A 23,270-nucleotide genomic window follows, 5' to 3' on the forward strand; every position below is an offset into this window, starting at 1 on the left:
GTTGTGCTCCAGTGCAACGGTTACGAGGTTATTGACCTTGGCGTCATGGTTCCCTGTGACAAAATTCTGGATGTAGCCAAAAAAGAAAATGTGGACATTATTGGTCTGTCCGGCCTGATCACTCCATCGCTGGACGAAATGGTTAATGTGGCCAGCGAAATGGAGCGACTGGGTTTTGAGTTGCCGCTGATGATTGGCGGTGCCACTACCAGCCGCATCCATACAGCTGTAAAAATTTCACCCTCCTACCATGGCCCGATCATTCATGTGGCCGACGCTTCAAGGGCCGTTGGCGTTGCATCCAACCTGCTAAATGACACTCTTAAAGCAGAAATGATGCAAGCCATCGACACAGAATACGAGGCAATTCGGGTGCGTCGCCGGGGCCAGCAAGAAAATCGCAATCTGGCACCACTAGAGCAAGCTCGTAGCAATCCGTTCCAATGGGATTGGGAGAACTATCAACCTCCCGAGCCGCTGCAAAAAGGCATACAGGTATTCGATGACTATCCGCTGGCAGATATCGCACGACGCATCGACTGGACACCGTTCTTCCAGTCCTGGGAGCTGGCCGGCAAGTTCCCGCGCATTCTTGACGACGAAGTGGTTGGCAAGGAAGCCACCCGCCTGTATCGCGACGCGCAACAGATGCTCAAGCAGATCGTTGAAGAGAAATGGCTTACTGCCAAGGCAGTGATTGGCTTCTGGCCGGCCAACAGTCAGGTGGATGATATCCTGCTCAAGGATAACAATGGCCAACCACTCATCACCCTGCACCACCTGCGCCAGCAGCTGGAGCGCAAAGGAGTGGTCAAACCGAACTACTGCCTAAGCGATTACATTGCGCCTGTGGATAGCGGCAAAACCGACTGGCTAGGCGGCTTTGTCGTTACTGCAGGCAACGGCATTGAAGAACATTTGCAGCGATTTGCCGCTGATCATGATGACTACTCAAGCATCATGCTCAAAGCACTGGCTGATCGACTGGCGGAGGCATTTGCCGAGCGACTGCATGAGCGGGTCCGCAAGGAGTTCTGGGGTTACGACAGTGAAGAAAGCCTCAGTAACGACGATATGATCGATGAAAAATATCGAGGCATCCGCCCGGCGCCCGGCTATCCGGCCTGCCCGGATCACACTGAAAAAACCCTGTTGTGGCAATTGCTACAGCCGGATCAGCGTATCGGTGTCACACTCACGGAAAGCTATGCCATGTACCCTGCTTCGTCGGTCTCCGGTTGGTATTTCTCACACCCGGAAGCACGGTATTTTGGCACCGGCAAGATCGCCCGTGATCAAGTCGAGGACTATGCGGCCCGCAAAGGTCTGGAGATCAAGGAGATCGAACGCTGCATTCCCCACCTTCTCGGTTACAACGACTAAGCCTGCCGAGCCGCATCAGGGATGATGCTGCTCGAACATAGTCACTCCATTGGCTCGTTGCTGCCAATCTCTCTGGCCACTGGCCATGCGGATGCGTCAATGGTCTCCCGATAGCCATGCCATGTGGCATGACCAAGCACCGGCAGCAACACCGCAAAAGCCAGCCAGCCCGTAAGCGCGCCAAGCACTACGCAGCCACCAATAATCATTGCCCAGACAATCATAGCCGGCTTGTTGCGCAGCACCGCATTCACGCTAGTGACGATGGCCGTCACTGTATCCACACTGCGCTCCATGAGCATCGGCAAGGAAAAGGAACTAATGGCAAAAACGATAGCGCAGAATACCGCACCTACGGCGGACCCCACCGCCAGAAACGGCGCCAAATCCATCAGTGATGGTCGCTCGCCGCTTTCCGGGAAGAACACATGAATAACGGTCGCGGCGCGCGCCCAGACCAGAAACACAATGGTCAGAATCACCGCAAAAACCATTGCAGCACCAATCTGTCGACGAGCGTCCTGAAGGCTCTCACGCAAACTGACGTGCTCGTTTCGTTCCAGCCGAATGCTGATCGCATATAGCGTTAGCGCCAGCCATGGCCCCATAAATACGAAACCTGACACCAACCCCAGGTACAGTCCCAGATTACCCAGCCGCCAAGTCAGGTAGGTGATCAGATAGCTGACTAGCACCATGATCAGGCCATAGCCGATGCTCTGCCGTGGCGCCCGCTTCAAATCCCCCCAGCCAAGGGCCACCCAGCGCAATGGCGCCCGATAATGCAGCGCCTTGCACGGTGCAACAAAAGGCTGTTCATTTTCTGTCGAGGGTTCCATGGACAAGCTCCTGTGAATAGCAGGATGATCGCTGGCAATCAGGCTATCGCGCCTTGATCACCATCAATTTCCATGACATCCCCATCGACCACACAGTGCATGGCATCATCCACCCCCCAGATCGCCGGAATCTGGAGCTGCCTGGCCAGTGCCACCGCCGGATCATGCGCATCACGGTGGGTCAGCACCAGCGCACCGGCCAAGCACAACCATGGCAGCCAGCCGGAGTCGGACTGGTCCAGCACCAGAATATCTCCCGGGCACACCTGGTTGAGCTGCCAGCCACTGGCCAGACGGCGCACCGTCCCGCTGACCTTGCCTGGCACCAGAGGGTAGCCACGCAGCAGGGGCTGGCGATTCTCCTGAGCAAAAGCCGATGTGCCATAACCCACCTGGTCAATCACCCAATCCGGTGGCCCGCTATGGCCATCCGTCAGATAACGAACCTTGCGTTGTGCAAGCTTGCTGGCCAGACCAGGCCGCTGCTCCCCTCTCCAGCATTGCCACAACTCATCGAAGTAGAGAAAGTAGACATCATCGGGGTGATTAAGGCGGCCCTCGGCATGCAGCCGCTGCGCCATGCTGGCAAGCAAACGACGCAGAATACTGGCTAGCTGGCCATGCACCGCTTCCAAGTCGGCGCGCAGAACGGACAGCGGATCATGGTCCGCCTTTAATTGGGCGATTCGTTGTCGCCTGTCCTCAGGAATCTGCCGCCACAAGGACCACAAACCAAGCATATCCGCCGGCGACTCAGACCAGCGTGGCCAAGCAGGATCATTGCCGGGAGCCATATCTGGGAATCGTTGGGCCAGCAGCTCGGGCTGCGCCTCATTGGCCGCCAGGGCCACTAGCAGACTGCACTGACTCTCGGACAGCCCTGGCAGGAACGACTGTTGTTCCGGCAGCCATACCATTTGCAGCTGGCCATACAACGCACTAAATCGCTCGCCGAGTTTATCCAGCGCCATCAGTTGTAGCCACAGATCCTGATCGCTGCTATCTGGCAGGCGCTGCAGTCGGCGCTCTAGCAAGGCCAAACGCAGGCGAAACCAGAGCCGTGCCGACAGCGCTACCGCCCCTGCGGGTGGCAGGTCGCAGCGACGCCAGGCCGGCGGCAGATCAGCGTCAAACCGGCTCCGACCACGCCATCTCTGCAGGGCGACAATAAACTGGCTATTCAGATAAAGATGGCTGTGCTGGCGGCGAAACGGCTCGATATTGGACAGCTCACTCCAGCCGGCCCGACTGCCCAGCGGCCGCCAGAAACCGGCTTTTAGCCAGCGTCCAAACAGGGTGTACCAGAGCGGAGTTATAACCTGCACCCCCACAGCGGGGCTATGGCGTGTCCAGGCCTCCTTTGGCACAGGCAGGCTGCCAATGGACAATACCTGGATAACCCAAAGATTGTTGCCGTCCCAAACCCACTCCGCAGCACTCGGCAAAGTGTTTGCCTGCTTGAGACGAATCGCCAGCTCAGCCAGCGCGCTTACTAGCGCAGCGGGCACACTATCAGGCTCGCTGCACCAGGCCAGCTGGCCATCAGCATGCAGAATAAGTCGCTCCGTTGCGCCCTCTGAGGCACTAAGTTCCACCACAACGTGATCAAGATCCGGGCGCCGCGGGTGGTGACTGAACAACACGCCAGCACTACGCTGTGGTGGCAAGCGCTGGATCAATAGCGTCGAGGTGTCACCCGTCTGGCTGAAGCGTTGCGCCAGTGCGGCCTGCAGGGACACCGCGCTATCCAGATTGGCCAGCAGCTGACGCTGCGAGCCAGCCGCCATAGCGCCCTGATGCAATACCCAGTAGCCATCCTGACCCTGTTCCAACGAACGCAGCAGGGCTGTTCTTGCAGCGACATCAAGGGCGATAAACTGATCACGATGGACCCGCCAGCCTGGTGGTCTGGGCAGGCCATCATGCGACTTGGCGACGGCAGTAAAAATCTCGCTCAACCTTACCTCCGGTGCAGCCAACCGCCGATTCGGCGACCAGCCAGATGAATGGGCAGCACCAGCAACAACGCCAGCAATAAAATCTGTACCGCGATGGCGCCAAACAACGACGGAGCCTTCATCAAGGTACTCATCAGAGACTCCTCCCAGTAGAAAAACCATGGATTTTCTGGAGGGAACAGCCACACATGGAGCTGATAGAACACCGCCTTGGGACCAGCCAGCATTAGAAGACCAGACATCACAAACGCTACCGCAGCAATTGTCAGCAAACGTTGTCGCCAGGACGGCAAAGTTGCGCCTGACTGGGTCACCATCAGCCATAGCCATAGCATAAGCGCTGCCAGTGTGGCCCAGCCTGCCATGCGCAGCAAGCGAGCCACATCCTTGAGGTGGCGCACCTCGGCATCATCCAGTAGCGCTAACGCCGGCAAACCCGGCGGCTGGTAGAGGATGTCTTGCAGTGGCTCGCCTCGACCATGTACCGCTTGGGAAATACTGGCAAAGGCCTGGTGGTGCTGCTCAGCAGTTAGCCTGGCAAAGCCTGGCTTACTGGGATGATAGGGCGCATAGCGGGCAATATGCTGGTCAATCTTCAGCACTTGATACCAAATGGGGTAGGCATAATCGAGCCGTGCGCTTAGCGACCACGCTGCCGCTATTGCCAGCCAGAATGACAAACTGGCCCCAACAAACCAGTAAAGGGAGTTTTTCGCATGGCCTTGGCGGGAAGGCTTGGTCATAATAGGCGCGCTCAGATAGCCCGGGGGAGTTCTCTATGGGTTTATCCAGAGCCACCCATAAATAATAAAAGTGCATGAATAATAACGAGGGGTTCCATGTCGATGCGAGTCGCACTGAGCATTTTTCTGGCTATTTTTATCGCCGGTTGCGCCACCACGAAGCTACCACCCGACCCTGTGGAGCCGGAAGAAACGGCCCATATGGAAGAGTTCCCGGTTCCCCGTCACAGCATTGAACTGCCTTTTGCCGGTTCCGGCGAATGGTTAGCTGTACCGCTAACCAGTATCGCGGACCTGTTTCTCGGCATGTGGCCAGGATCTGACATACGCTTCCTGAAACCACAGGGGGGAATTATCAGGCCTCTCTTTATTCCGCTATATATTGCCGGCGAAAACGAGTCGCTATCTGGAACCCCAGAAATAGATTTGAAACTTGTTGGCACTGCCAGCCGTAATAGTACGCGAGTTTTTCTGGGTGTCGGCATTCAGCGAGCTGGCAAGATGCGGGTCAGAGTTGCCGGCAAGCAACTCACCCCGCTATACCGTAAAGGGCAATTCAACCAGCCCCTGCCCGCTGTATCAGAGCCACTAAAACCCGGTGATCGGGTTGGCCTTGTGGTCTACGGCTACACTTGGCAGTACTTTATGAAATCATCCCTCTGGTGGAGTCACGCTAAAATCAGCGGATCAATGAAGCTACCGATTACTGATCGCCCTGCGGATAAAAAACGCTGATCTTTAATGCCCTGCCGGTGCGCAGGGCAACGTAATCAGTCGGCTCAATCTCGCCAAAGTGCTGGTCGAATAGCAGGCGTACTGCAAAGCGCAATTCATCCTGCTCGGGCCAGCCGTTCAATTCGTAACCCAGATTCGGCAACTGACCGGGATACTGTTCAGGCCTGACGGAAAGCTGCCGGTCATCCTGGTACACCAGCCCGAGCGGGATACCATGTAGCTCGGGCGGCACATCCAGCTCCGTCAGCAAGGCAAAGCCCCGGCGGCTATCAAATAGAATCCAGCTTTCATCACTACTCAGGCCGCGCCGGACCATCTCCCTTTCACTCGCATCCATGCTGCCATCCACCTTTGCCACAAGGCTCCCCGCACGAGCTGTTCTAACCAGCGACCCCATCAAACCATTACCATCAATGGACACCGATACCTGAGGCTGCTTCAACGTGCTGCGATAAAGCGACGGAATCTTGGCGTAACTATGCGCCTCGTAGTGATTGGCATAACGATGCGCCTGAACATGCAGCTTCATCATTGGCAGGCCGGCAAATACCACTCGGGTTTCCAAATGCATTACCGAGCGGATCGGCCCAATACGAAAACCGGTCATAACCGGACGCAGATTGTCGTTATCCAGTGTTATCCGTGGAAAACGAAACAGTACACCACCGGACATGCGCATCTTTAATGTATCGATCAAAGAAGCATCGGCGCGCCCGGTGTAACCTGAGTAACCAAGGTGGCGCCAGTTCAATTCATTATCCGGGTCTGTGGTCAGAACATAGTGGTCAGTGCTGGTTACCCCGCTATTAGGGTCATGGCTAACGTAACTGCGAGGATCCCGCTGCGAATTTCCCTGAACCACATAGAACACATGGGCAATGCCTTCCGGGGTATCCAGATTAACCTGAGCGACAATCTTTCCATTTTCGGGCTGATCATCTTTGGGCGCCGCAGAAGCGGCATCACGCAGCATCAACAGAAGCTGGTCGGCACCATCAAATACTCCCTTCTTCCCACGCCGCTCAAAGCCACTATCTGCAAACCAAACCATGTCCAGGCGATCCATTTCATCAAGCTGAAATGGCACCGGCATAAAACGCTCACCGCTCCACACCATCACTGACAGACTATCAATTGGCAGTCCTTCGAGATCAGGCAGTTCCGCCGGGGTAAGTGTAATAACGGTATGTTGCAGCGCACGCTGCTCACCAGCTTGAGACAAAGACGTCAGCACACAACTCAGCAGAAACAGCGCGGAAAAGAACTTCATGGCATGCGTTTCAGGGTAGCCCGAAGGTTTACCAAGCCGCTGGAGCTTGTCGAGGAAAATTCCGCCGTTGCCACCCGGATGCCCTGCCCGGTTTCCAGTTGCTGCAGCCAGTTAACCACGTCCGCAAATGGCTGCGCCTCGATCTGGATGCGAACTGACTGATCGCCTTCTGGATTAAAGCCGCGTAAATCCACTCCCGCCGCTGCTGCGCTGCGGCTCAGCTGGGCAATCCAGTCGCCCCCCGGGGCCGGCGCACGATTACCGCCCTGTGAGGCACGGCGAACCACCTCGCTATTGTCTTCAATCCATGCGTGCAGCCGGCTGTTCTTGGCATAGAGGTCCCTGGCATCATCGTGGCTAGCAACTAGCGGCTGCCAAACCAATGCCACCAGCAATACCAGCGCTAACGCTACCGCAAGTACCCGCAGGGCCAGCTGCTCACGTGGCTCGCGCTGGCTAAACCACAACCTTGCCGGTGCCAACCGGGCCTCAAGAGGTGCGAACAGATTATTAAGTGCCATGATCAGGACCCCACTGTCACGCGCAGACGGGCAGTAACGGTGTCACCCTGACTACGATAGTTGGCAATCTCAGCACTTAAACCACCTTCGCTAATTTTACCGCGCAGTGCCTCAAGGCTGTCATAGTCAGACGCCTCAACATCTACAGTGAGCGCGTTGTCACGCTCATCGTACTGAATCCTTTTTGCCGACAGACCACTGTTATGACGACCGGCAAGAGACTCGCCGACCGGTATCATCAAGGCCATAAAGCCGCCCTGACCACCCCCACCCAACTGATTCAAGCGATTGCGAAACTGGGTCTCCAGCAAGGCCTGAGCCCGGTCTCCCGGAAACAACTGGTTGTACAGTGTTGCCGCCTGCTGCCAGTGGTGATCCGCTGCAGCACTGTAACGCCAGGTCTGCGCCACTATCATTACTGCTACCAAGGCAATGCTAGCTGCAGCCAGCACAAAGACACGCTTCCATGACGCAGACAGCTGGGGACCCCCGCGCTGCTCCACTGGACGCAATTCGCCCTGTAGTAACTCCAAATGCTGGCCCGCACGAACTGCTGCGGCCATCACCTGAAAGAGCTCGGCCAGCGACAGAGGCTGCTCCACCAGTGAATCAAGCCCAAGCACGGACAGCATGGCCTGATGATCTTCATCAGGAATCATCAAACCTTGATGGTTCTCGGCAATCACCAGCCATTGCTGATCAACCGGAACCAATGCCGGCGCCAACGCCGCCAGTAACTGGACATCGACACTGACACCACGCACCCATAGACCAAGCTCGGCGCACAGCTGTTGCAGACGCTGCAAGTCAGCACGATCACAGGCGACCACAGGGTAATGACCGGCCACCGGCTTGCCACTGGCAAACCAGAGCTTATCCGGCGCATCAATCAGCTGATCCTCCAGCAGCCATGGCAGCACTCGCTGCAAGTGGCGCGCCTGTTTGCGATTCAGGGCCACATCGGTAACCAGTACATCGCAGACAGATAGCACCAACCGGCCACCCAGCGGCCCGCAGTGGCGCACCACCTCTGCCAAAGTCCCGGCATAGACCTCGCCGGAGCCGTCCTGCCAGCGCACGTTGATATCGTCCGCCGAAGCGGCCGACAGACTGCCCGCTGCCAGCCAGATCAATGTCGGCTCAGCCATGAATACTCCTGTTTTCGGGGTTTTCCCGGATTAACTGCATTGCGGCGTTTCCTCAGCCCTGATTCAACGGCTATGGTCTGGATTCTAGAGGGAATTGCACGGCGGTTCGAGCGGCGCAAGCACGGGCACCAGCTGGCGGCTGAAAACCACGGTTTCGGCGCTGTCCGAGCGATAAATGCGGCTCACCAGACGGCTCACACCACTGTCCGTTGTAACGTCCACCATCACCTGAAAGAACTCTGAGTTCACTGACAACAAGTCCTGCAGAACAGCCCTCTGGTCGGCCTCTAATGTGCTAAATGGCGCCATCTGCAGCAATGAGGCCACCGATTCAATCGGCGCCTGCTCACGCTGCTGAATAATTGTCTGTGTGCCGGCATTCCCCACACTACTGCTCAGCACTGCATCAAGCACTGGCCCAGGTGCCGTATTGACGTTCAGTCGGGCAAGCGGCGGCAGCGCGGTAAAGTAACTCCAGAAAAAATCTGGCAGGCCTTGTTCCACGGTGAAGGAACGCAAGGCTCGCATCTCGGACTCGTGCGCGGCGGGCAGGTTCGCGGTACGTCTATCGCGGTACTCACCATCCTCCGCTCCATCAATGCCATCCACCAGATTATTTGTATCAATCCAGTCAGCCATTTCCATGGCAAGCACACTGGCCCGAGAGGGGTCAGGCAACAGCACCGCAAGCAATTGCTCCAGACGGACAATGGCATCCGGGTTGCGCTCGTAGTTTGGCGGCTGCGAAGTAACCAGCCAGTTGATATTAAAGCGGCCCTGCAGATCCTGTACCGAAGCATTCAGCATGGCCTGTTCATAGGGCATGGGCGGCAACTCCGCGCCCCAGCGGTCAGTGACGCAATCGTCGGTAAGCATATTGTTGTTACGATCATTTTCCAGATCATCAATCAACGCTTGAATGGCCAAAGTCTCGGCCGCTATAGCGTACTGATAGCGCTGGTCCCAACTGAGCAGGTTTCCGGTGCGGGTGCGAAAATGGTCAAGTCGATACATGACCTCCACCGCCAGCGCCACCAGCACTGCAAACAGCAACAAGACAATAATCAGTGCGGCACCCTTCTGCCGATACTTCATTGCCATATATTGGTTACCGTGCGGAAGTAGCGGTGCATAAAACTGCCGTCAGCAAAGATAATCTCCAGCTCAATACTTTTCGGCAGTGGCAAAAGCTGTGGTTCCACGCCAAGTAACGAAGGGTCCGGCCAGATTTCCTGCCATGCCATATCGCCATTTAGCGGCTGATACAGGTAGCGCACCTGAATGCTGTCAACATCCTCCAGCAGCACCGACTCAACGGGTTCGGTCCCTGCCATGGTATCCAGTGTGGGCCAATATCGGCGTAGCAGCTGATTGTCGATCAACTGATACTCGACCCGCTGCATCTGGCTTCGGCTGCGCAAATCAAACGGGTTAGCCCAGCCAAGGCGCGTCAGGGCAACGCCGTTGTCCAGTGACATTAGCGCCGGCTGATAATCACCCAGCGCATCGCGCACCGGGCGGGCTATGAGCTGCTCAAAATCCAGCGTCAGGAAAGTCAGCGCACGCTGCCGGGCCTCCAGCCGTGTAGCTTCCTCTGCCAGCCTCTCGCGACCATCACTGGCGGCACGAAAAGTTTCCAGTGCAACAACAAAGATACCCGCGAGAATGGCAATGGCGACAACCACTTCCAGCAGGGTAAAACCGCGAACACTTTTAATGGCGGCGATTTTCATGGGGTGTTACCGCCCGGAGCTGGGCTTCCACCGGTTGATGCGCCGGCATCGAACGGCTTGCCAAGCAGGCTAAACACAGACCAGGTCACCAGTCTTTCTTTAGCCGAGGCAGGCTCCGGCCCCACTTCGATATCCACCCGGCGAGTATCTGCATAGGGGCCATTACTAACTTTGGTACGCACCATCCAGCGCTCGTCATGACGCTCGACAATTTCATCCTGCACGCCCACGTTGGGCCAACGTTGATAGACCTGCAACTCAACCAGCTTATCGGACGCAACCCCCCAGGCGCGGGTGGTTTCATCAAGTCGGCTATGGGCAACAGCACCAGAGCCAATGGTGTCGGCCAGCAGAATGGCAGCAAACGCCAACACCATCAGAGCAACCAGAATTTCTACTAGAGTGAACCCTTTCTGCCTGCCTTGAATCACGGCTCATCTCCAACCACAGTCACTCGACCAAGTGGATCGACCATTAGCTCATGGCTAACATTGCCCTCCACCTGAACCAGCCAGACAGTCAGAGGGGTCACTTCGCCGCTAGGAAAAAAAAATATCTGCGGGACCTCCTGCTTTTTCTCCACCATCAGCTCGTCACTGATAAGCGATGCGCCCACGTCAGCAATATCCGGGCGATCAGGATTGCGACTTTCCTCCATTTTCCACTCAAGCAGAACGCCCTGCTCCAGCTCCGTTTCCGTTAGTGGAGAAGCTAACGGGATAAACTCCGAGTTGGCCACATCGAAGCCAAGAGGAGTCCAGCCAGTGTCGCTCAGGCGTAATGCCAGCAGCTCGCCACGGAACAGACTATTCTCGGACATCAAGGCGACAGTGTCGGAAAACCTCTGCGCCGCAGTACCGGCAGGGTCACCGGTGCTGCCGCGCAGCGCAGCAGAGACTAGCAAGGTGGCCACCAGAACCATCAGGGCCACCACCACCAGAACTTCCAGCAGGGTGAAACCTGATTGCCTGGGGCATGCCGAGCGAATGTTATTGCGTCCCGGTATCACGGAAGCTGATATCTGCATCAAAACCCTCACCACCCTCTCTGGCATCAGCACCAAGAGAAATCAGGTCGTAGGGGCCATTGATACCCGGGCTCATATAAACATATGGGTTATTCCAGGGATCTTCCGGCATCTTGCTCAGGTACGGCGTGGTCCAGTTACGGGCTGTGGCGGGCTTTTCCACCAGTGCCCGCAGCCCTTCCTCGGAGGTCGGGTAGCGGCCGTTATGCATGCGGAACATTTCCAGCTGGGTAGAGATGGCATTCATATTGGCGCGAGCAAGATCCACCCGTGCTTTTTCACTTTGCCCAATAACGTTAGGAACAATAAAGGCTGCCAACAAGCCAATCAGGGCAACCACCACGAGAATTTCAATCAGGGTAAAACCGCGCTGCGCGGCAGACCGAGTCATTTGAGTCTTGCTATTCATTGTCTGCTTCCATTTCGTTGCATTTCGTTGCTTGTATTCGCCTTGCAGTGAACGTCATTAGCGACCGATAAAGGCGTTCATCTCCAGCATCGGCAGTATCACCGACAACACTACCAGCACCACAAAGCCCGCCATGATGAGAAGCATCAGGGGGCCCAGCAGGCCAACGGCGGTTTGGACAGTACTATTGAGATCCCGTTCCTGATACACCGCCGCGCGAGTGAGCATCTGGTCAAGCTCCCCACTGGCCTCACCACTGGCAATCATTTGCACCATCATTGGCGGAAAGTAGCCGCTTTTGTCCAGCGCCCGGCTAAGGTTGCCACCTTCGCGAACCCGCGCCGCCGCCTCGGTGACCGACTGGCGGATGGCCAGATTGATCACCACCTGAGCGGAGATCGCCAGTGCCTCAACCAGCGGCACGCCAGCTCGACCCAGAATACCCAGTGTACTGGCCAGTCTGGCACTGTCGGCGGAGCGCATGACAGCCCCCACTATGGGCATGGTGACCAATCTTCGATGAACGCGTAGCTTAAATGCAGGGTCACGCATGGCTCTGACAAAGACCACGACACCAACCACCATCACGGAGACGGCTAGCCAGAGCCAGTCACGGAAGAAGTCACTAATGCCGATCATCATCCGGGTCAGAAACGGCAGCGACCTGCCCTGGTTAATAAACACCTCCACCATGCGCGGCACCACGTACATCATCAGCATGGTGATCACCAGGCTGGAGAACACCATGATAAAAGCTGGATAGATCATGGCCTGAGCTACGGACCGACCGGTATCAGCACGAGTTTCCAGGTACTCCGCCAACTGGTCCAGCACCTGCTCCAGGTGACCACTTTGCTCACCGGCAGCAACGGTGGCCCGATACATCTCTGGGAAGGCCCGGGGAAACTCAGCCAGACTACCGGCCAGACTATGGCCTTCAACGACACGCGCGCGAACCGCCAGAATGATGCGCTCAACGCGGGGCTTTCCTGCCTGTCGGGCTACAGCGGTAAGAGACTGTTCGATGGGCATACCAGAGCGAATCAAGGTTGCCAGCTGCCGGGTAATCAGGGCTTGCTCAGCGCCGTTCAGACGACCAGAAGAAGATGGTCTGGAGAAAAGCGCACCTGAAGAGGGCTTGTCCGCGGTCTGGCTGACATCCAGCGCCACCCAGCCCTTATCCCGCAGTTGCTGACGCACCTGTCGGGGGCTGTCGGCCTCCAGTACCCCTTTGCGCACTTTGCCATTGCCATCGAGACAGCGATATTCAAACGCAGGCATCAGCTTTCCCGAGTAACACGCAGCACTTCCTCGATACTGGTATCGCCGGCCAAAACCTTGCGCCAGCCGTCTGTGCGAATACTTGGTGTGAACTGGCGGGCATGACGTTCCAGCGATTGCTCCGACGCACGATCATGGACCATGTCACGCATCGCCTCATCAATCAGCACCAGCTCATAAATACCAGTACGACCGCGGTAGCCAGTATTATTACACTGATCGCAGCCCTGCGGCCGGTATGCCTTGTCCGCATCCCCAGGCTTCAGCCCGATCATGTCGCGCTCAGCATCGGTGAGTGGATGTTCCGTCTTGCAATGAGGACACAGTAACCGGACCAGACGCTGGGCCAACACCCCCAACAAACTGGATGACAGCAGAAATGGCTCAATACCCATATCCTGCAACCGGGTCACCGCGCCAACGGCGCTATTGGTATGCAGGGTGGACAATACCAGGTGACCAGTCAACGAGGCCTGCACAGCAATTTCCGCAGTTTCCAGGTCACGGATCTCACCTATCATGACCACATCTGGATCCTGTCGCAGAATGGCCCTGAGTCCGCGGGCAAAAGTCATGTCTACCTTGGTGTTAACCTGAGTCTGACCAATGCCTTCGAGCTGATATTCGATAGGGTCTTCGACGGTTAGAATATTGCGTGAGTGATCATTCAGGTCAGTCAATGCCGCATACAGCGTGGTGGTCTTACCGGAACCAGTGGGGCCGGTTACCAGAATGATGCCGTGGGGCTTGTGGATCAGGCCACGCATCAGCTGGTAGCAATCATCACCCATGCCCAAATGGCCAAGTTGCAGCCGCCCTGCCTGTTTATCCAATAGGCGCAACACTACCCGTTCACCATTGCTGGACGGCATGGTGGACACCCGCACATCGACGTCACGCCCGCCCAGCCGCAGAGAAATACGCCCATCCTGCGGCACCCTCTTTTCGGCAATGTCCAGACGCGCCATCACCTTGATACGGGACACCAGTAATGGCGCCAGCTCACGGCGCGGGGTCAGCACAGTGCGCAATACGCCATCGATACGCATGCGTACCGACAAGCGCCGCTCAAAGGTTTCAATATGAATATCCGAGGCATTCTCGCGAATCGCCTCCTGTAACAGGGCATTGATCAGGCGAATAATGGGGGCGTCGTCTTCCTGTTCCAGAAGATCCGCCGTCTGCGGCAAGGCATCCACCAGACTGGTCAGGTCCAGCCCCTCAAGATTATCTGCTGCTTCGGCCGCTGCACCGCGTTGCTGCTCGTATACCAGCGCCATGGTCGCTTCAAAGCGCTCCGCATCCAGAACCTGTGGGGTCGGCAGCTCTCCAAAACGACGACGCACCTCGGCAAACGCCTTGACTGTCAGCGGGCTGCGGCAGAACACCTCCATGCTGTCACCAACCGGCTTAAGCACAATGCCATGACGGCGAGCAAAGGCGTACGGCAACAGCAGCTCGCCTTCCTCAATCTGAATATCTTCATCGTTGATCGCCACCTGTTCCGTGGTCATTTCAATACTTCTCCATCATCGCCTGAAGCACCCTGCGATGCAGTTCACTCATTTCGACTATCTGAAAGCCAGCGTGGAAATCGCCGGGCCGGTCCTGCTGTTGGCACCATACACAGCGGCCGTCAAAACTCAGTGTGGTGACGCCCTCAAGCTGTTCCGGCAGCACCATGCTCAGGGAAAAGAGCGCTCCAGGCTCAATCTCCTGCCGGGTTGAAAGCTTAAACCCATCCTGACTGATATTGACCAACCGGCCAATATTGCTCCCCGTAGTACGATCAAATGCAACCAACTCACGGAGCATCTTCTTACGCGCATGACGCCTGAGATCACGGGCAGCCATTTCCTCACTGGATTCCCAACTGGCAGTTACATCACGCAACACCAGAACCACGCCGGAGAACGGCTCCTGCGGCTGATTTAACGGGGTCGCAGAAACATCCGCTGCCAAATGACCATCAACTTTGGATATAAAGCAAGGCGGGTCACTGTGCCAAGCCTTACCCTCCCGGCAAGCAGCCAGCACAGGAGAGGACGCCCAGTCCCAACGCTGATCGCCCTGCTCATCACAGAACAGCAGCTCATCAATGGCCATACCAACAAGCTCATCACGACCACGATCAAGCAGCGCAGATGCAGCATCGTTGGCAAAGGTAATGCACCCTTTCTGGTCAGTACCGACAATCCCCTCGCCAATGGCCTGCAGCAAGCGCTCATTTTCATCCTTAAGTCGCTTCATCTGCACCACTGCCTGCTGAAGACGGCGCTTTTGCTGATCAAGCTCAAGAAACACTTCTACCTTGGCAGTCAATATCTGCTGGTCAATAGGCTTGAACAGGTAGTCTACAGCGCCACACTCATAGCCTTGAAAAACATATTTGTGCTCTTTGGAAATGGCGGTGACAAAAATAATCGGCGTGTTGCGCGTCTTCTTGCCTTGACGCAGCAACTGTGCCACCTCAAAGCCATCCATTTCCGGCATCTGGACATCAAGCAGCACCAGAGAAAAATCATTCTTCAGGGCAAGCTGTAGCGCCTCGTTACCAGATGTGGCCATTATCAACTGACGGCCGGGAGCCTCCAGAATGGCTTCCAGTGCGATAAGGTTTTCCCTGTGGTCATCGACCATAAGAATTTTTTGTTTCATTATTTTCGCCGGCTTGATACCTGCTCTCGCAGGAACGGACCAATCTCATCCAGTGGTAATATGTAATCCACACACCCGGTACGTATTGCCGACTCAGGCATCACAGGAGCCTCCGCTGTGGCCGGGTCCTGCGCTATCGTTATACCACCGCGCTGATGAATATACCGTATTCCCTCTGCACCGTCTTCGTTAGCACCGGTAAGCAGCACCGCCAAGGTGCCACCACCATATACATGGCCGGCGGAGAAAAAAAGCTCATCTATTGATGGTCTGGAATAGTGTACTGGCCAGTGACAGGACAGCGCGATGGTGGCGTTTCGGTCAACCATCATGTGATAGCCCGGCGGCGAGACGTAGACCACACCCGGCAGTACTGGCTCCTTATCCTCAGGAGCCACTACCCTCATTTGAGTACGAGTTTCCAGGACTCTAGCAAGCCTGGACTCTGACTCATAGCGCTGGTGCTGAGCAAGGAAAATGGGCACCGGGAAACTGGCATCCAGGGAAGAAAGCACCCTGATCGAAGCATTGACCCCGCCCCAGGATGCACCTATCACCACTGCCCGGATGCCCGCGTGGCTCATCCCTTGCCGCCGCCATCCTTCTTCGCAGCCTCATAGGCCGCCCTGTGCGCCTGCGCCTGACGTAGCTTCTCCTGCAACTCGCGCCGTTGACGGTCCAATTGCAGGAAAAAGCCTACCTTGCTCTGTAGGATAACTGGATCAAGAGGCTTGAACAGATAGTCCACCGCTCCCACCTGGTAGCCCCGGAAAACGTACTTATCCTCCTTGCTGATAGCAGTAACGAAGATAATTGGAATCGATTGAGTGTCCTTGCGCTGACGCATCAGCTCGGCCACTTCAAAACCATCCATACCCGGCATCTGCACGTCCAGCAGGACCAGGGAGATATCTTCTTTAAGAAGTATCTTCAAGGCCTCGGGCCCGGAATTTGCTTTTAGCAACACCCTTCCCTCTGCCTCAAGAATCGCGTCCAGACTGACAAGATTGGACGGCTGGTCATCAACCATCAATATTCGTTGCTCAATCATTACTCATCTCACAGCGCAACTTGCTTGCGGCGGAAAATCTTCATTTGCCCATCCACCGGCTCAAATTCCTCAACAATTCCTGAAAAATTCAGGCTTTCTTTGGTGCCAAGGCAGAGCACGCCACCCATATCGAGGCTGTCACGAAATAGCTGGAACACTCTGCGCTGCAGATCACGGTCGAAATAAATCAACACATTGCGGCAGACAATGACATTCATCTCACCAAACACCTGATCGGTGGCCAGATCGTGGTCAGCAAACAGAATATTCCGGCGCAGCCGCTGATCAATGATGACGCCCTCGTATTTACAGGTGTAATAATCAGACAGTGAAGACTTGCCTCCTGCCTCAAGATAGTTCTCCCCATACTGGCGGATTGAGGATATGGAATAGATCCCCTTTTTCGCGGTAGCCAGAACATTCTTATCGATGTCCGTGGCATAGATCATGGCACGATCGTACAGCCCCTCCTCTTCAAGCAGGATGGCCATGCTGTATATTTCTTCGCCAGTGGAGCAGCCTGCATGCCATATCTTGATAAAGGGAAACGTCTTCAGTAGAGGCACAACCTCCTCCCTGAAGCTCCGATAGAACTGTGGGTCCCGATACATTTCGGTAACGTTCACGGTCAGATCGTTAAGCAGCTGGACGAAGAACTGACGATCCTTCATCACCCGGTCGATCATTTCCATGATTGACGGGAGTCCGGAGAGGTTCAGCCGATGCAGTACCCGACGACGGATAGATGCCTTGCTGTAAGAGCGGAAGTCATAGCCATAGATATGAAATACAGCCTCAAGCAACAGGCGGATTTCAACATCTTCCATATCCACGTGTTCGTCATTAATTTGAGGTGCTTCGCTCATCCACCTTTACTCACTTATGCAGCCAGACACGCATTAGGGATGTCAGCTTGCCCATATCAATAGGTTTGGAGCAATAATCATTGGCGCCGGCTTCCAGGCACTTGGCTCGATCATCTTTCATTGCCTTGGCGGTCAGTGCCAGAATCGGCAGTTTCTGGAATCGTGACTGTTTGCGAATCAGCGTCATGGCTTCGTAGCCATCCATTTCCGGCATCATGATATCCATCAGAACGATATTCATAGCCGGATTGTCTTCCAGCGCCTGCAAGGCTTCCTTGCCGTTATTGGCAATGGTGATGTCAAAGCCAAGCTCTTCGAGCTGAGCGGACAGCGCATAGATATTACGCATATCGTCATCGACCAGAAGCAGCTTTTTCTCAGCAAAAACATCATCGCGATGCTCAACCGACGCCGGATCAGCTTTGGGCGTCGCAGGCATAGTTGATTCAAGCCAGTGAAGGAATAGAGAAGCTTCATTGAGTAGTCGCTCGGAAGAACGCTCTGTCTTCAAAATGATTCTATCGGCATATTTGCGCAGCTTGGCTTCCTCATCCCGACTGAGCTCCTTGCCTGTATAGATAATCACGGGCACCGAATCGTACTCGTCATTACCATGGATTTTCTCTAGCAGCTCAAAGCCATTCATATCAGGGAGAGTGAGATCAAGAATCATGCAGTCATGCACTTGTGTGCGCAGAACTTGCAATGCTTCCTCGCCGGTATGGACCGCTGTGATTACCACTCCCTTTTCAGAGAAGAGCTCGCGGATACCTTCATGCTGCAGCTCGCTGTCCTCAACCACCAGAAGGCGCCGCACATTCTTCTCAATGGCCTTCTCGATCTTGGCAAATGCCTTGACAATGTCCGCTTCAGCAATGGGCTTGGTAAGGAAGTCAATTGCCCCCAGCTCAAGAGCCTTTTTGCGCTCATCCTTGCCGGACAGGAAGTGGACTGGAATATCTTTGGTGCGTGGATCAGCCTTTAACTTTTCCATCACCTGCCAGCCATCGATTCCCGGCAGCCCGATATCCAGAATAATAGCACTGGGCCGATAGTGCCTGGCGTACTCGAGACCACTCTCACCATCTGCGCAGACATGCCCCTCAAGACCATAATCCGCTGCAAGGTCGACGAGCACATTAGAGAAGTCTGCATCATCTTCGATGATCAGAACGGTCTTTTCCTTAACCATGAAACCTTCGTCCGCGCCAGCATCTGGGGCAACAGAGGCCGCAGCGATACCGGAGAATGCGGCCGCAGCAGTAGAGGTCGGCGCGTCAGCACCGTCTTCGCGCCATACCGAATCGGCATCGCCAAACGGCAGGTACAGCATAAAGGTGGTGCCCTTACCCATGCCCTCACTGAACAGGCCCACATCGCCTCCCAGCAACCGTGCCAGTTCACGGGAAATAGTCAGCCCCAGACCGGTGCCGCCGTACTTGCGGCTGGTAGTACCATCAGCTTGCTGGAACGCCTCAAACACCAGCCGCTGCTTCTCAGGCGCAATACCGATTCCCGAGTCAATGACCGACAGACGCACGGTTTGTCCTGGAATCAGATGCTGACCAGGGAGATCCTTCTGATCCGTTGGAGCATCAATACGCAGCCGTACCGAGCCGCCGCTTTCAGTGAACTTCATGGCATTCGAAAGCAGATTCTTGATGATCTGCTCCATCCGCTGGCGGTCAGTGTAGAAGTTCTCTGGCACATTATCGCCGAGCTCCACCGAGAAGCTAAGACCGCGACTTTCAGCCAGATGAGTAAAGCTACGGCGGAAGTGCTCGCCCAACTCAACCACCGAGACATCATCAATAATGATGTCCATCTTGCCTTCTTCGATCTTGGATATATCCAGAATATCGTTAATCAGCGACAACAGGTCTGAGCCCGCCGAATGAATAACCTGAGCATGCTCAATCTGTTTGTCGTCCAGATTCCCTTTCTTATTCTGAGCAAGCGCACTGGACAGGATCAGAATACTGTTGAGCGGAGTTCGCAGCTCGTGGGACATGGTTGAGAGGAATTCTGATTTGTACTTGGACGACATCTCCAGCTCACGGATTTTTTCTTCAAGCTCCAGCTGCAAATCTTCCAGCACCTTGTTCTTGCGAGACATCTCCGCCTTCTGCTCAGCCAGCAAACGGGCCTGCGCCTCGAGCTCCTCGTTAGTAACCCGCAACTCTTCCTGCTGAGCCTGAAGGCTCTCCTCGGAGGCGCGCAGCGCCTGTGCCTGCGCTTCCAGCTCTTCATTGATGGCGCGCAGCTCTTCTTGCTGCTGTTGCAAGCGAGACTCAGACCCGGCCAGTTCCATGGCCTGGTTTTCAAGGTCCTCATTGACCTTCTGCATGGCCACTTTTTGCTGCTCAAGCTCTTCCGCCTGAAGTTGTGACTGCTCAAGTGCCTGAGCCAAACGCAAGCGGCTTTGCGCGGTATGCACAGACACCGCAACAATGCGCACGCTGTCAGAAAGGAATTTCAGATCATCATCAGTGAACTCGCGAAATGCTCCTAGCTCGATTACTCCCTTAAGCTCATCCTCATGAATAATCGGCGTCACCAACACACTACGCGGCGTGCCCGCACCAACAGCAGAGGAAATACTCAGATAATCTTCCGGCACTCGACTAAGTAGGATTTGCTTCTTTTCCAGGCCGCACTGACCGACCAGAGACTCGCCAAGGGCAAAGTCGCTTGCAAGGTTCTTGCGACGCTGCATGGCATAGGAGCTACTTAGTTTGAGAGTCTGGCTGCCCGAATCCAGACAATAGAAAGCACCTACCTGACATTCTAGAGTCGGCACCAGGTAGTTGAGCATGTTTTCACCAAGTTGCTGCAGGCTCATATCACCGCGCATGCGGTCATTGAGGTCGGCCAGCCTGTTCTTGATCTGCTCCTGACGCCGGTCTTCATCACGCCGTGTTTTCAAAGTGTCGCGCATCTGACGAATAGCACCGAGCAGACGACCCGCCTCATCGCGACTACTAACTTCAATTTCCTTGTCCCAATCACCATCAGCAATATTGCCAGAGACCTCAACAGCATACTGTATCGGCTGGACGATACTGCGGGTGACGCGAAAGCTGATCAGAGCCAACAACAAAATGGCGCTACCGCCAAATATCAGACCGATGAACTGTGTGCTGGCAGTATCCTCGACCGTGCCCCGCAAATTATCGTAAAAGGCTGTATAGCGAGACTCCTGAAACTCCTCCTGTGCGTACTCGAACTGCTCCCTCAATCGAGCCACATTAGCCAAACTGGAATAGAAGTCCTCATCCGAGGCAAGCCCCGACAAGACACTGTTGGCCAGTCGCTGCCCTTCCGAGGAGTAGGCACTGAAATCATCAACAAGCTGGCGCACTTCGCTTGCAATACTTGGATCGACCTCAGCCATTGCATTGAGGTTTTCAACTGCCTGCAAAGATAATCGAGTTGCTTCCGACAGGGCATCCGCATCGGCATTGTTAATCGCCCTAACCAGCGCATCGCGCACCATGTACAGGGTCAGGTTGTTCTGACTGGCAGCCTCCAGAACAACAAAATCCACCGTCTCTATCTCTGTCAGATCGTTGATGTTGCCCCTGGCCACAACAAAGCTATAGGCGAAATAGGACATAAAAATAAAAATGCCCAAGCCAGCAACGGACAATACCTTGAGCTGTACAGAGAGGTTCTTGAACCAGTTCATCCCGAAATCCCGTAGTCTGGTACAGGTTGTTGTTATTGCCTCCGGCAAGGGGCCGCAGGCTAGGAATATCGGCCTAGACTAGCAGATAGAACTGGAACCTCACAATTCAGTTGAACCCCGCCCAGGGCCAGCCTCCCCCCTCTTGACTGGCCATATACCCTCGGCCCCACCCTTCCGGCAGCTCTGCCGGCCCGAAATCCAGCCCCCCCCCTAAACACGGGGGTATACGCCATACAGGACTGCCATATAGTGGCTCAAACTATGACTTCTCTGAGGGCCGGAACATGCAGCTGCGAAATCTGATAATCGGGGGGCTTATCGCCACTACGGCAGCCTTAAGCGGATGCGGCGGCTCTTCAGGCGGGGGCGGTACCACAGCAGACAGCGCAATTGCTGTAACTCCGTCACTGGGGATCATCACAAATGCCACTGTGAAAGTCTTTCAAGAAGACGGCTCTACGCTTCTGGAAACCTCAGACACCGGTGCTGATGGCGCAATTGAAATCAGCTACTCAGGCGATTACAGCGGTCCACTAATTGTTGTGGTTGAAGGTGATGCTGACGCTGAATACTTCGATGAAGCCAGCAGCAGTATGATTGCCTTTGGCCCTGGCAAATCAATACATGCCATCGTGCCTGCTGGCAGCACAGAAGTGACTGTGACTGCCTTGACCGAAATCGCCTATCAAATAGCTCTGCTTAACGATCTGGTCCTGACCGATACGGTTATTAATCAAATCAATGAGGTTGTGCGACTGGCACTGGCGCCAGAGTTGAGCTCGATTTTGTTACCGCCAACCCTGTTTGACTCCTCAACCACTACAGGATCTTTCGGCACCACGGAAGCCGATAAATACGCATTACGTCTGGCGGCCCTGGCCCAGCTGGGCAGTGCAGATGCAGCACCTGCACTAACCATGGCTGAACAGCTGGCGCAGGATCTATCGGATGGCACTATTGACGGCTTGCAAGACGGAGTCGCAATTGTCGGGCTGGTTTACAGCGTCGCCAACTTTGTCACCGACCTGCAGACTCAGCTTACCGCCATGGCCACCAGCTTTGGCACCAGCGCCCTGCAAACCGCCGTCACCTCATACACTGCCGTTTCAACCACCGTCGACTTAAGCGGCCTTGTTTCTTCGCTGGTACCCGACGGCGATGGCATGGCACTTTCAGATGGTAATGGCGCAACCGGAACCGTAGGCGAAACCACCTATACCTTTACCGGCTCTATTGGCGATGGCCCTCTGTATATCTATGCACCAATTACCGGCGTTGGTTTGTTTACCTCCTACAATGGCAGTGATCCCATCACACGCTGGACTATCAGCGGCCTGAGCGACTCCCCGGGAACCTATAGCTGTGGCGCAGATGGTGAACTGCCCTCTGTTTCGTTGACTTTGAGTGGCGTTCCTTATCTGGCAGATGACTGCTCTATCGAAATCATCTCGGTTAGCACCACAGAAGTAGAGGGTCGTTTTGCGGCCCATTTGCTGGGCACCAGTGACAATGAATTTGGCACCGTTACTGATGGCTATTTCCGTTATGAGACCCCCTCTACGGGAGGTGGCGGTCTGGCAGAAGGTGAATATGGTTACAGCATGGACGTGGATGGCGAGAACGTCACCGTCACTGGGGTGCCTGCACTAGATGGGTTTGATCGTCAGGTAGCGGGCTTCCTCACACTTGGCGACACACCGACATTTCAGATCAGAATGATTCCAGATAATAGCACCGGCACCTATACCTGCGGTGAAGGCCCAAACTCGTTCCGCCTGGTCGGTATGTCCTACGCTGGCGGTACCAGTGAGAACTCATCTGGCAGCTGCACTGTTAACGTAACTTCTGCCGGAGCCGTTTACGAAGGCACCTTCAGCGGAACCCTGTACACCGCCGGTGGCACAGCCATAGCAATCACCAATGGCTTTTTCCGCAATGACGGATCGGAACTATAAGAGCA

The 23,270-nt window shown here is 55.3% G+C and carries 21 protein-coding genes; 3 read left to right on the forward strand and 18 right to left on the reverse strand.

Translation table 11 applies throughout. The annotated features are described in order from the left end of the window. Nucleotides 1-1,383 (forward strand): vitamin B12 dependent-methionine synthase activation domain-containing protein (locus J1C54_RS14795; protein WP_229149416.1); only part of this gene is annotated, 1,383 nt, incomplete at its 5' end. A 41-nt stretch (nt 1,384-1,424) separates the two neighbouring features. Here the strand turns inward: J1C54_RS14795 and J1C54_RS14800 are convergent. Genes J1C54_RS14800 through J1C54_RS14810 form a run of 3 tightly spaced genes read right to left on the reverse strand, consistent with a single transcriptional unit; the run spans nt 1,425 to nt 4,923 of the window. Further along, on the reverse strand, nt 1,425-2,222 hold the full coding sequence (locus J1C54_RS14800; RefSeq protein WP_229149417.1) for a DUF2189 domain-containing protein: 798 nt from the start codon (nt 2,220-2,222) through the stop codon (nt 1,425-1,427). A 38-nt stretch (nt 2,223-2,260) separates the two neighbouring features. Next, nucleotides 2,261-4,180 (reverse strand): PEP-utilizing enzyme, encoded by a 1,920-nt coding sequence (locus J1C54_RS14805; protein ID WP_229149419.1) that lies wholly within the window; start codon nt 4,178-4,180, stop codon nt 2,261-2,263. Between the two features lie 2 nt (nt 4,181-4,182). Then, on the reverse strand, nt 4,183-4,923 hold the full coding sequence (locus J1C54_RS14810; protein ID WP_229149421.1) for a DUF1461 domain-containing protein: 741 nt from the start codon (nt 4,921-4,923) through the stop codon (nt 4,183-4,185). 96 nt (nt 4,924-5,019) lie between these two features. Between J1C54_RS14810 and J1C54_RS14815 the strand changes: the two genes are divergently transcribed. Continuing rightward, on the forward strand, nt 5,020-5,658 hold the full coding sequence (locus J1C54_RS14815) for a hypothetical protein (protein WP_229149423.1): 639 nt from the start codon (nt 5,020-5,022) through the stop codon (nt 5,656-5,658). Here J1C54_RS14815 and J1C54_RS14820 read toward each other — a convergent pair. From J1C54_RS14820 to J1C54_RS14890, 15 genes are all read right to left on the reverse strand, one after another. Further along, nucleotides 5,627-6,928 (reverse strand): hypothetical protein, encoded by a 1,302-nt coding sequence (locus J1C54_RS14820; protein ID WP_229149425.1) that lies wholly within the window; start codon nt 6,926-6,928, stop codon nt 5,627-5,629. The two genes, J1C54_RS14815 and J1C54_RS14820, sit on opposite strands and share 32 nt — an antisense overlap. Beyond that, nucleotides 6,925-7,449, reverse strand: a complete 525-nt coding sequence (gene gspM, locus J1C54_RS14825) for a type II secretion system protein GspM (RefSeq protein WP_229149426.1) — start codon at nt 7,447-7,449, stop codon at nt 6,925-6,927. The genes J1C54_RS14820 and gspM overlap by 4 nt, the downstream gene beginning before the upstream one ends. Nucleotides 7,450-7,451: 2 nt before the next feature. Then, nucleotides 7,452-8,597, reverse strand: a complete 1,146-nt coding sequence (gene gspL / locus J1C54_RS14830) for a type II secretion system protein GspL (protein ID WP_229149427.1) — start codon at nt 8,595-8,597, stop codon at nt 7,452-7,454. Nucleotides 8,598-8,681: 84 nt separating this feature from the next. After that, nucleotides 8,682-9,698, reverse strand: coding sequence for a type II secretion system minor pseudopilin GspK (gene gspK / locus J1C54_RS14835; protein WP_229149428.1), 1,017 nt, complete (start codon nt 9,696-9,698; stop codon nt 8,682-8,684). After that, a complete protein-coding gene (gene gspJ, locus J1C54_RS14840; protein ID WP_229149431.1) occupies nt 9,689-10,330 on the reverse strand; it encodes a type II secretion system minor pseudopilin GspJ in 642 nt (213 codons plus the stop codon). The genes gspK and gspJ overlap by 10 nt, the downstream gene beginning before the upstream one ends. Further along, on the reverse strand, nt 10,327-10,761 hold the full coding sequence (locus J1C54_RS14845) for a type II secretion system protein (protein WP_229149434.1): 435 nt from the start codon (nt 10,759-10,761) through the stop codon (nt 10,327-10,329). The genes gspJ and J1C54_RS14845 overlap by 4 nt, the downstream gene beginning before the upstream one ends. Next, nucleotides 10,758-11,357: a prepilin-type N-terminal cleavage/methylation domain-containing protein gene (locus J1C54_RS14850; protein WP_229149436.1), complete on the reverse strand. Its 600-nt coding sequence runs from the start codon at nt 11,355-11,357 to the stop codon at nt 10,758-10,760. Before J1C54_RS14850 ends, J1C54_RS14845 begins: the two co-directional genes overlap by 4 nt. Beyond that, on the reverse strand, nt 11,320-11,766 hold the full coding sequence (gene gspG, locus J1C54_RS14855; protein WP_229149437.1) for a type II secretion system major pseudopilin GspG: 447 nt from the start codon (nt 11,764-11,766) through the stop codon (nt 11,320-11,322). Before gspG ends, J1C54_RS14850 begins: the two co-directional genes overlap by 38 nt. Nucleotides 11,767-11,823: 57 nt before the next feature. Further along, nucleotides 11,824-13,047 carry a type II secretion system inner membrane protein GspF gene (gene gspF, locus J1C54_RS14860; protein WP_229149438.1) on the reverse strand — a complete coding sequence of 408 codons (1,224 nt, stop codon included), beginning with the start codon at nt 13,045-13,047 and terminating at the stop codon, nt 11,824-11,826. Continuing rightward, nucleotides 13,047-14,561 carry a type II secretion system ATPase GspE gene (gene gspE / locus J1C54_RS14865; RefSeq protein WP_255612685.1) on the reverse strand — a complete coding sequence of 505 codons (1,515 nt, stop codon included), beginning with the start codon at nt 14,559-14,561 and terminating at the stop codon, nt 13,047-13,049. The genes gspF and gspE overlap by 1 nt, the downstream gene beginning before the upstream one ends. A 1-nt stretch (nt 14,562) precedes the next feature. After that, complete coding sequence (locus J1C54_RS14870; RefSeq protein ID WP_229149439.1) at nt 14,563-15,705, reverse strand: response regulator; 1,143 nt, start codon at nt 15,703-15,705, stop codon at nt 14,563-14,565. Continuing rightward, nucleotides 15,705-16,289 carry a chemotaxis protein CheB gene (locus J1C54_RS14875; protein WP_229149440.1) on the reverse strand — a complete coding sequence of 195 codons (585 nt, stop codon included), beginning with the start codon at nt 16,287-16,289 and terminating at the stop codon, nt 15,705-15,707. The genes J1C54_RS14870 and J1C54_RS14875 overlap by 1 nt, the downstream gene beginning before the upstream one ends. Next, nucleotides 16,286-16,756, reverse strand: a complete 471-nt coding sequence (locus tag J1C54_RS14880) for a two-component system response regulator (protein ID WP_229149441.1) — start codon at nt 16,754-16,756, stop codon at nt 16,286-16,288. The genes J1C54_RS14875 and J1C54_RS14880 overlap by 4 nt, the downstream gene beginning before the upstream one ends. An 8-nt stretch (nt 16,757-16,764) precedes the next feature. Continuing rightward, on the reverse strand, nt 16,765-17,622 hold the full coding sequence (locus J1C54_RS14885; protein WP_229149443.1) for a protein-glutamate O-methyltransferase CheR: 858 nt from the start codon (nt 17,620-17,622) through the stop codon (nt 16,765-16,767). Between the two features lie 10 nt (nt 17,623-17,632). Then, on the reverse strand, nt 17,633-21,310 hold the full coding sequence (locus tag J1C54_RS14890; RefSeq protein ID WP_229149445.1) for a response regulator: 3,678 nt from the start codon (nt 21,308-21,310) through the stop codon (nt 17,633-17,635). 431 nt (nt 21,311-21,741) lie between these two features. On the opposite strand from J1C54_RS14890, the gene J1C54_RS14895 reads away from it, so the two are divergent. Next, entirely contained in the window at nt 21,742-23,265 is a 1,524-nt protein-coding gene (locus tag J1C54_RS14895) for a hypothetical protein (protein WP_229149447.1), read from the forward strand. The last annotated feature ends 5 nt before the right edge of the window (nt 23,266-23,270 follow it).

Origin of the sequence: Alcanivorax sp. 1008, assembly GCF_020667895.1 — a bacterium.
Lineage (GTDB): Bacteria > Pseudomonadota > Gammaproteobacteria > Pseudomonadales > Alcanivoracaceae > PGZG01.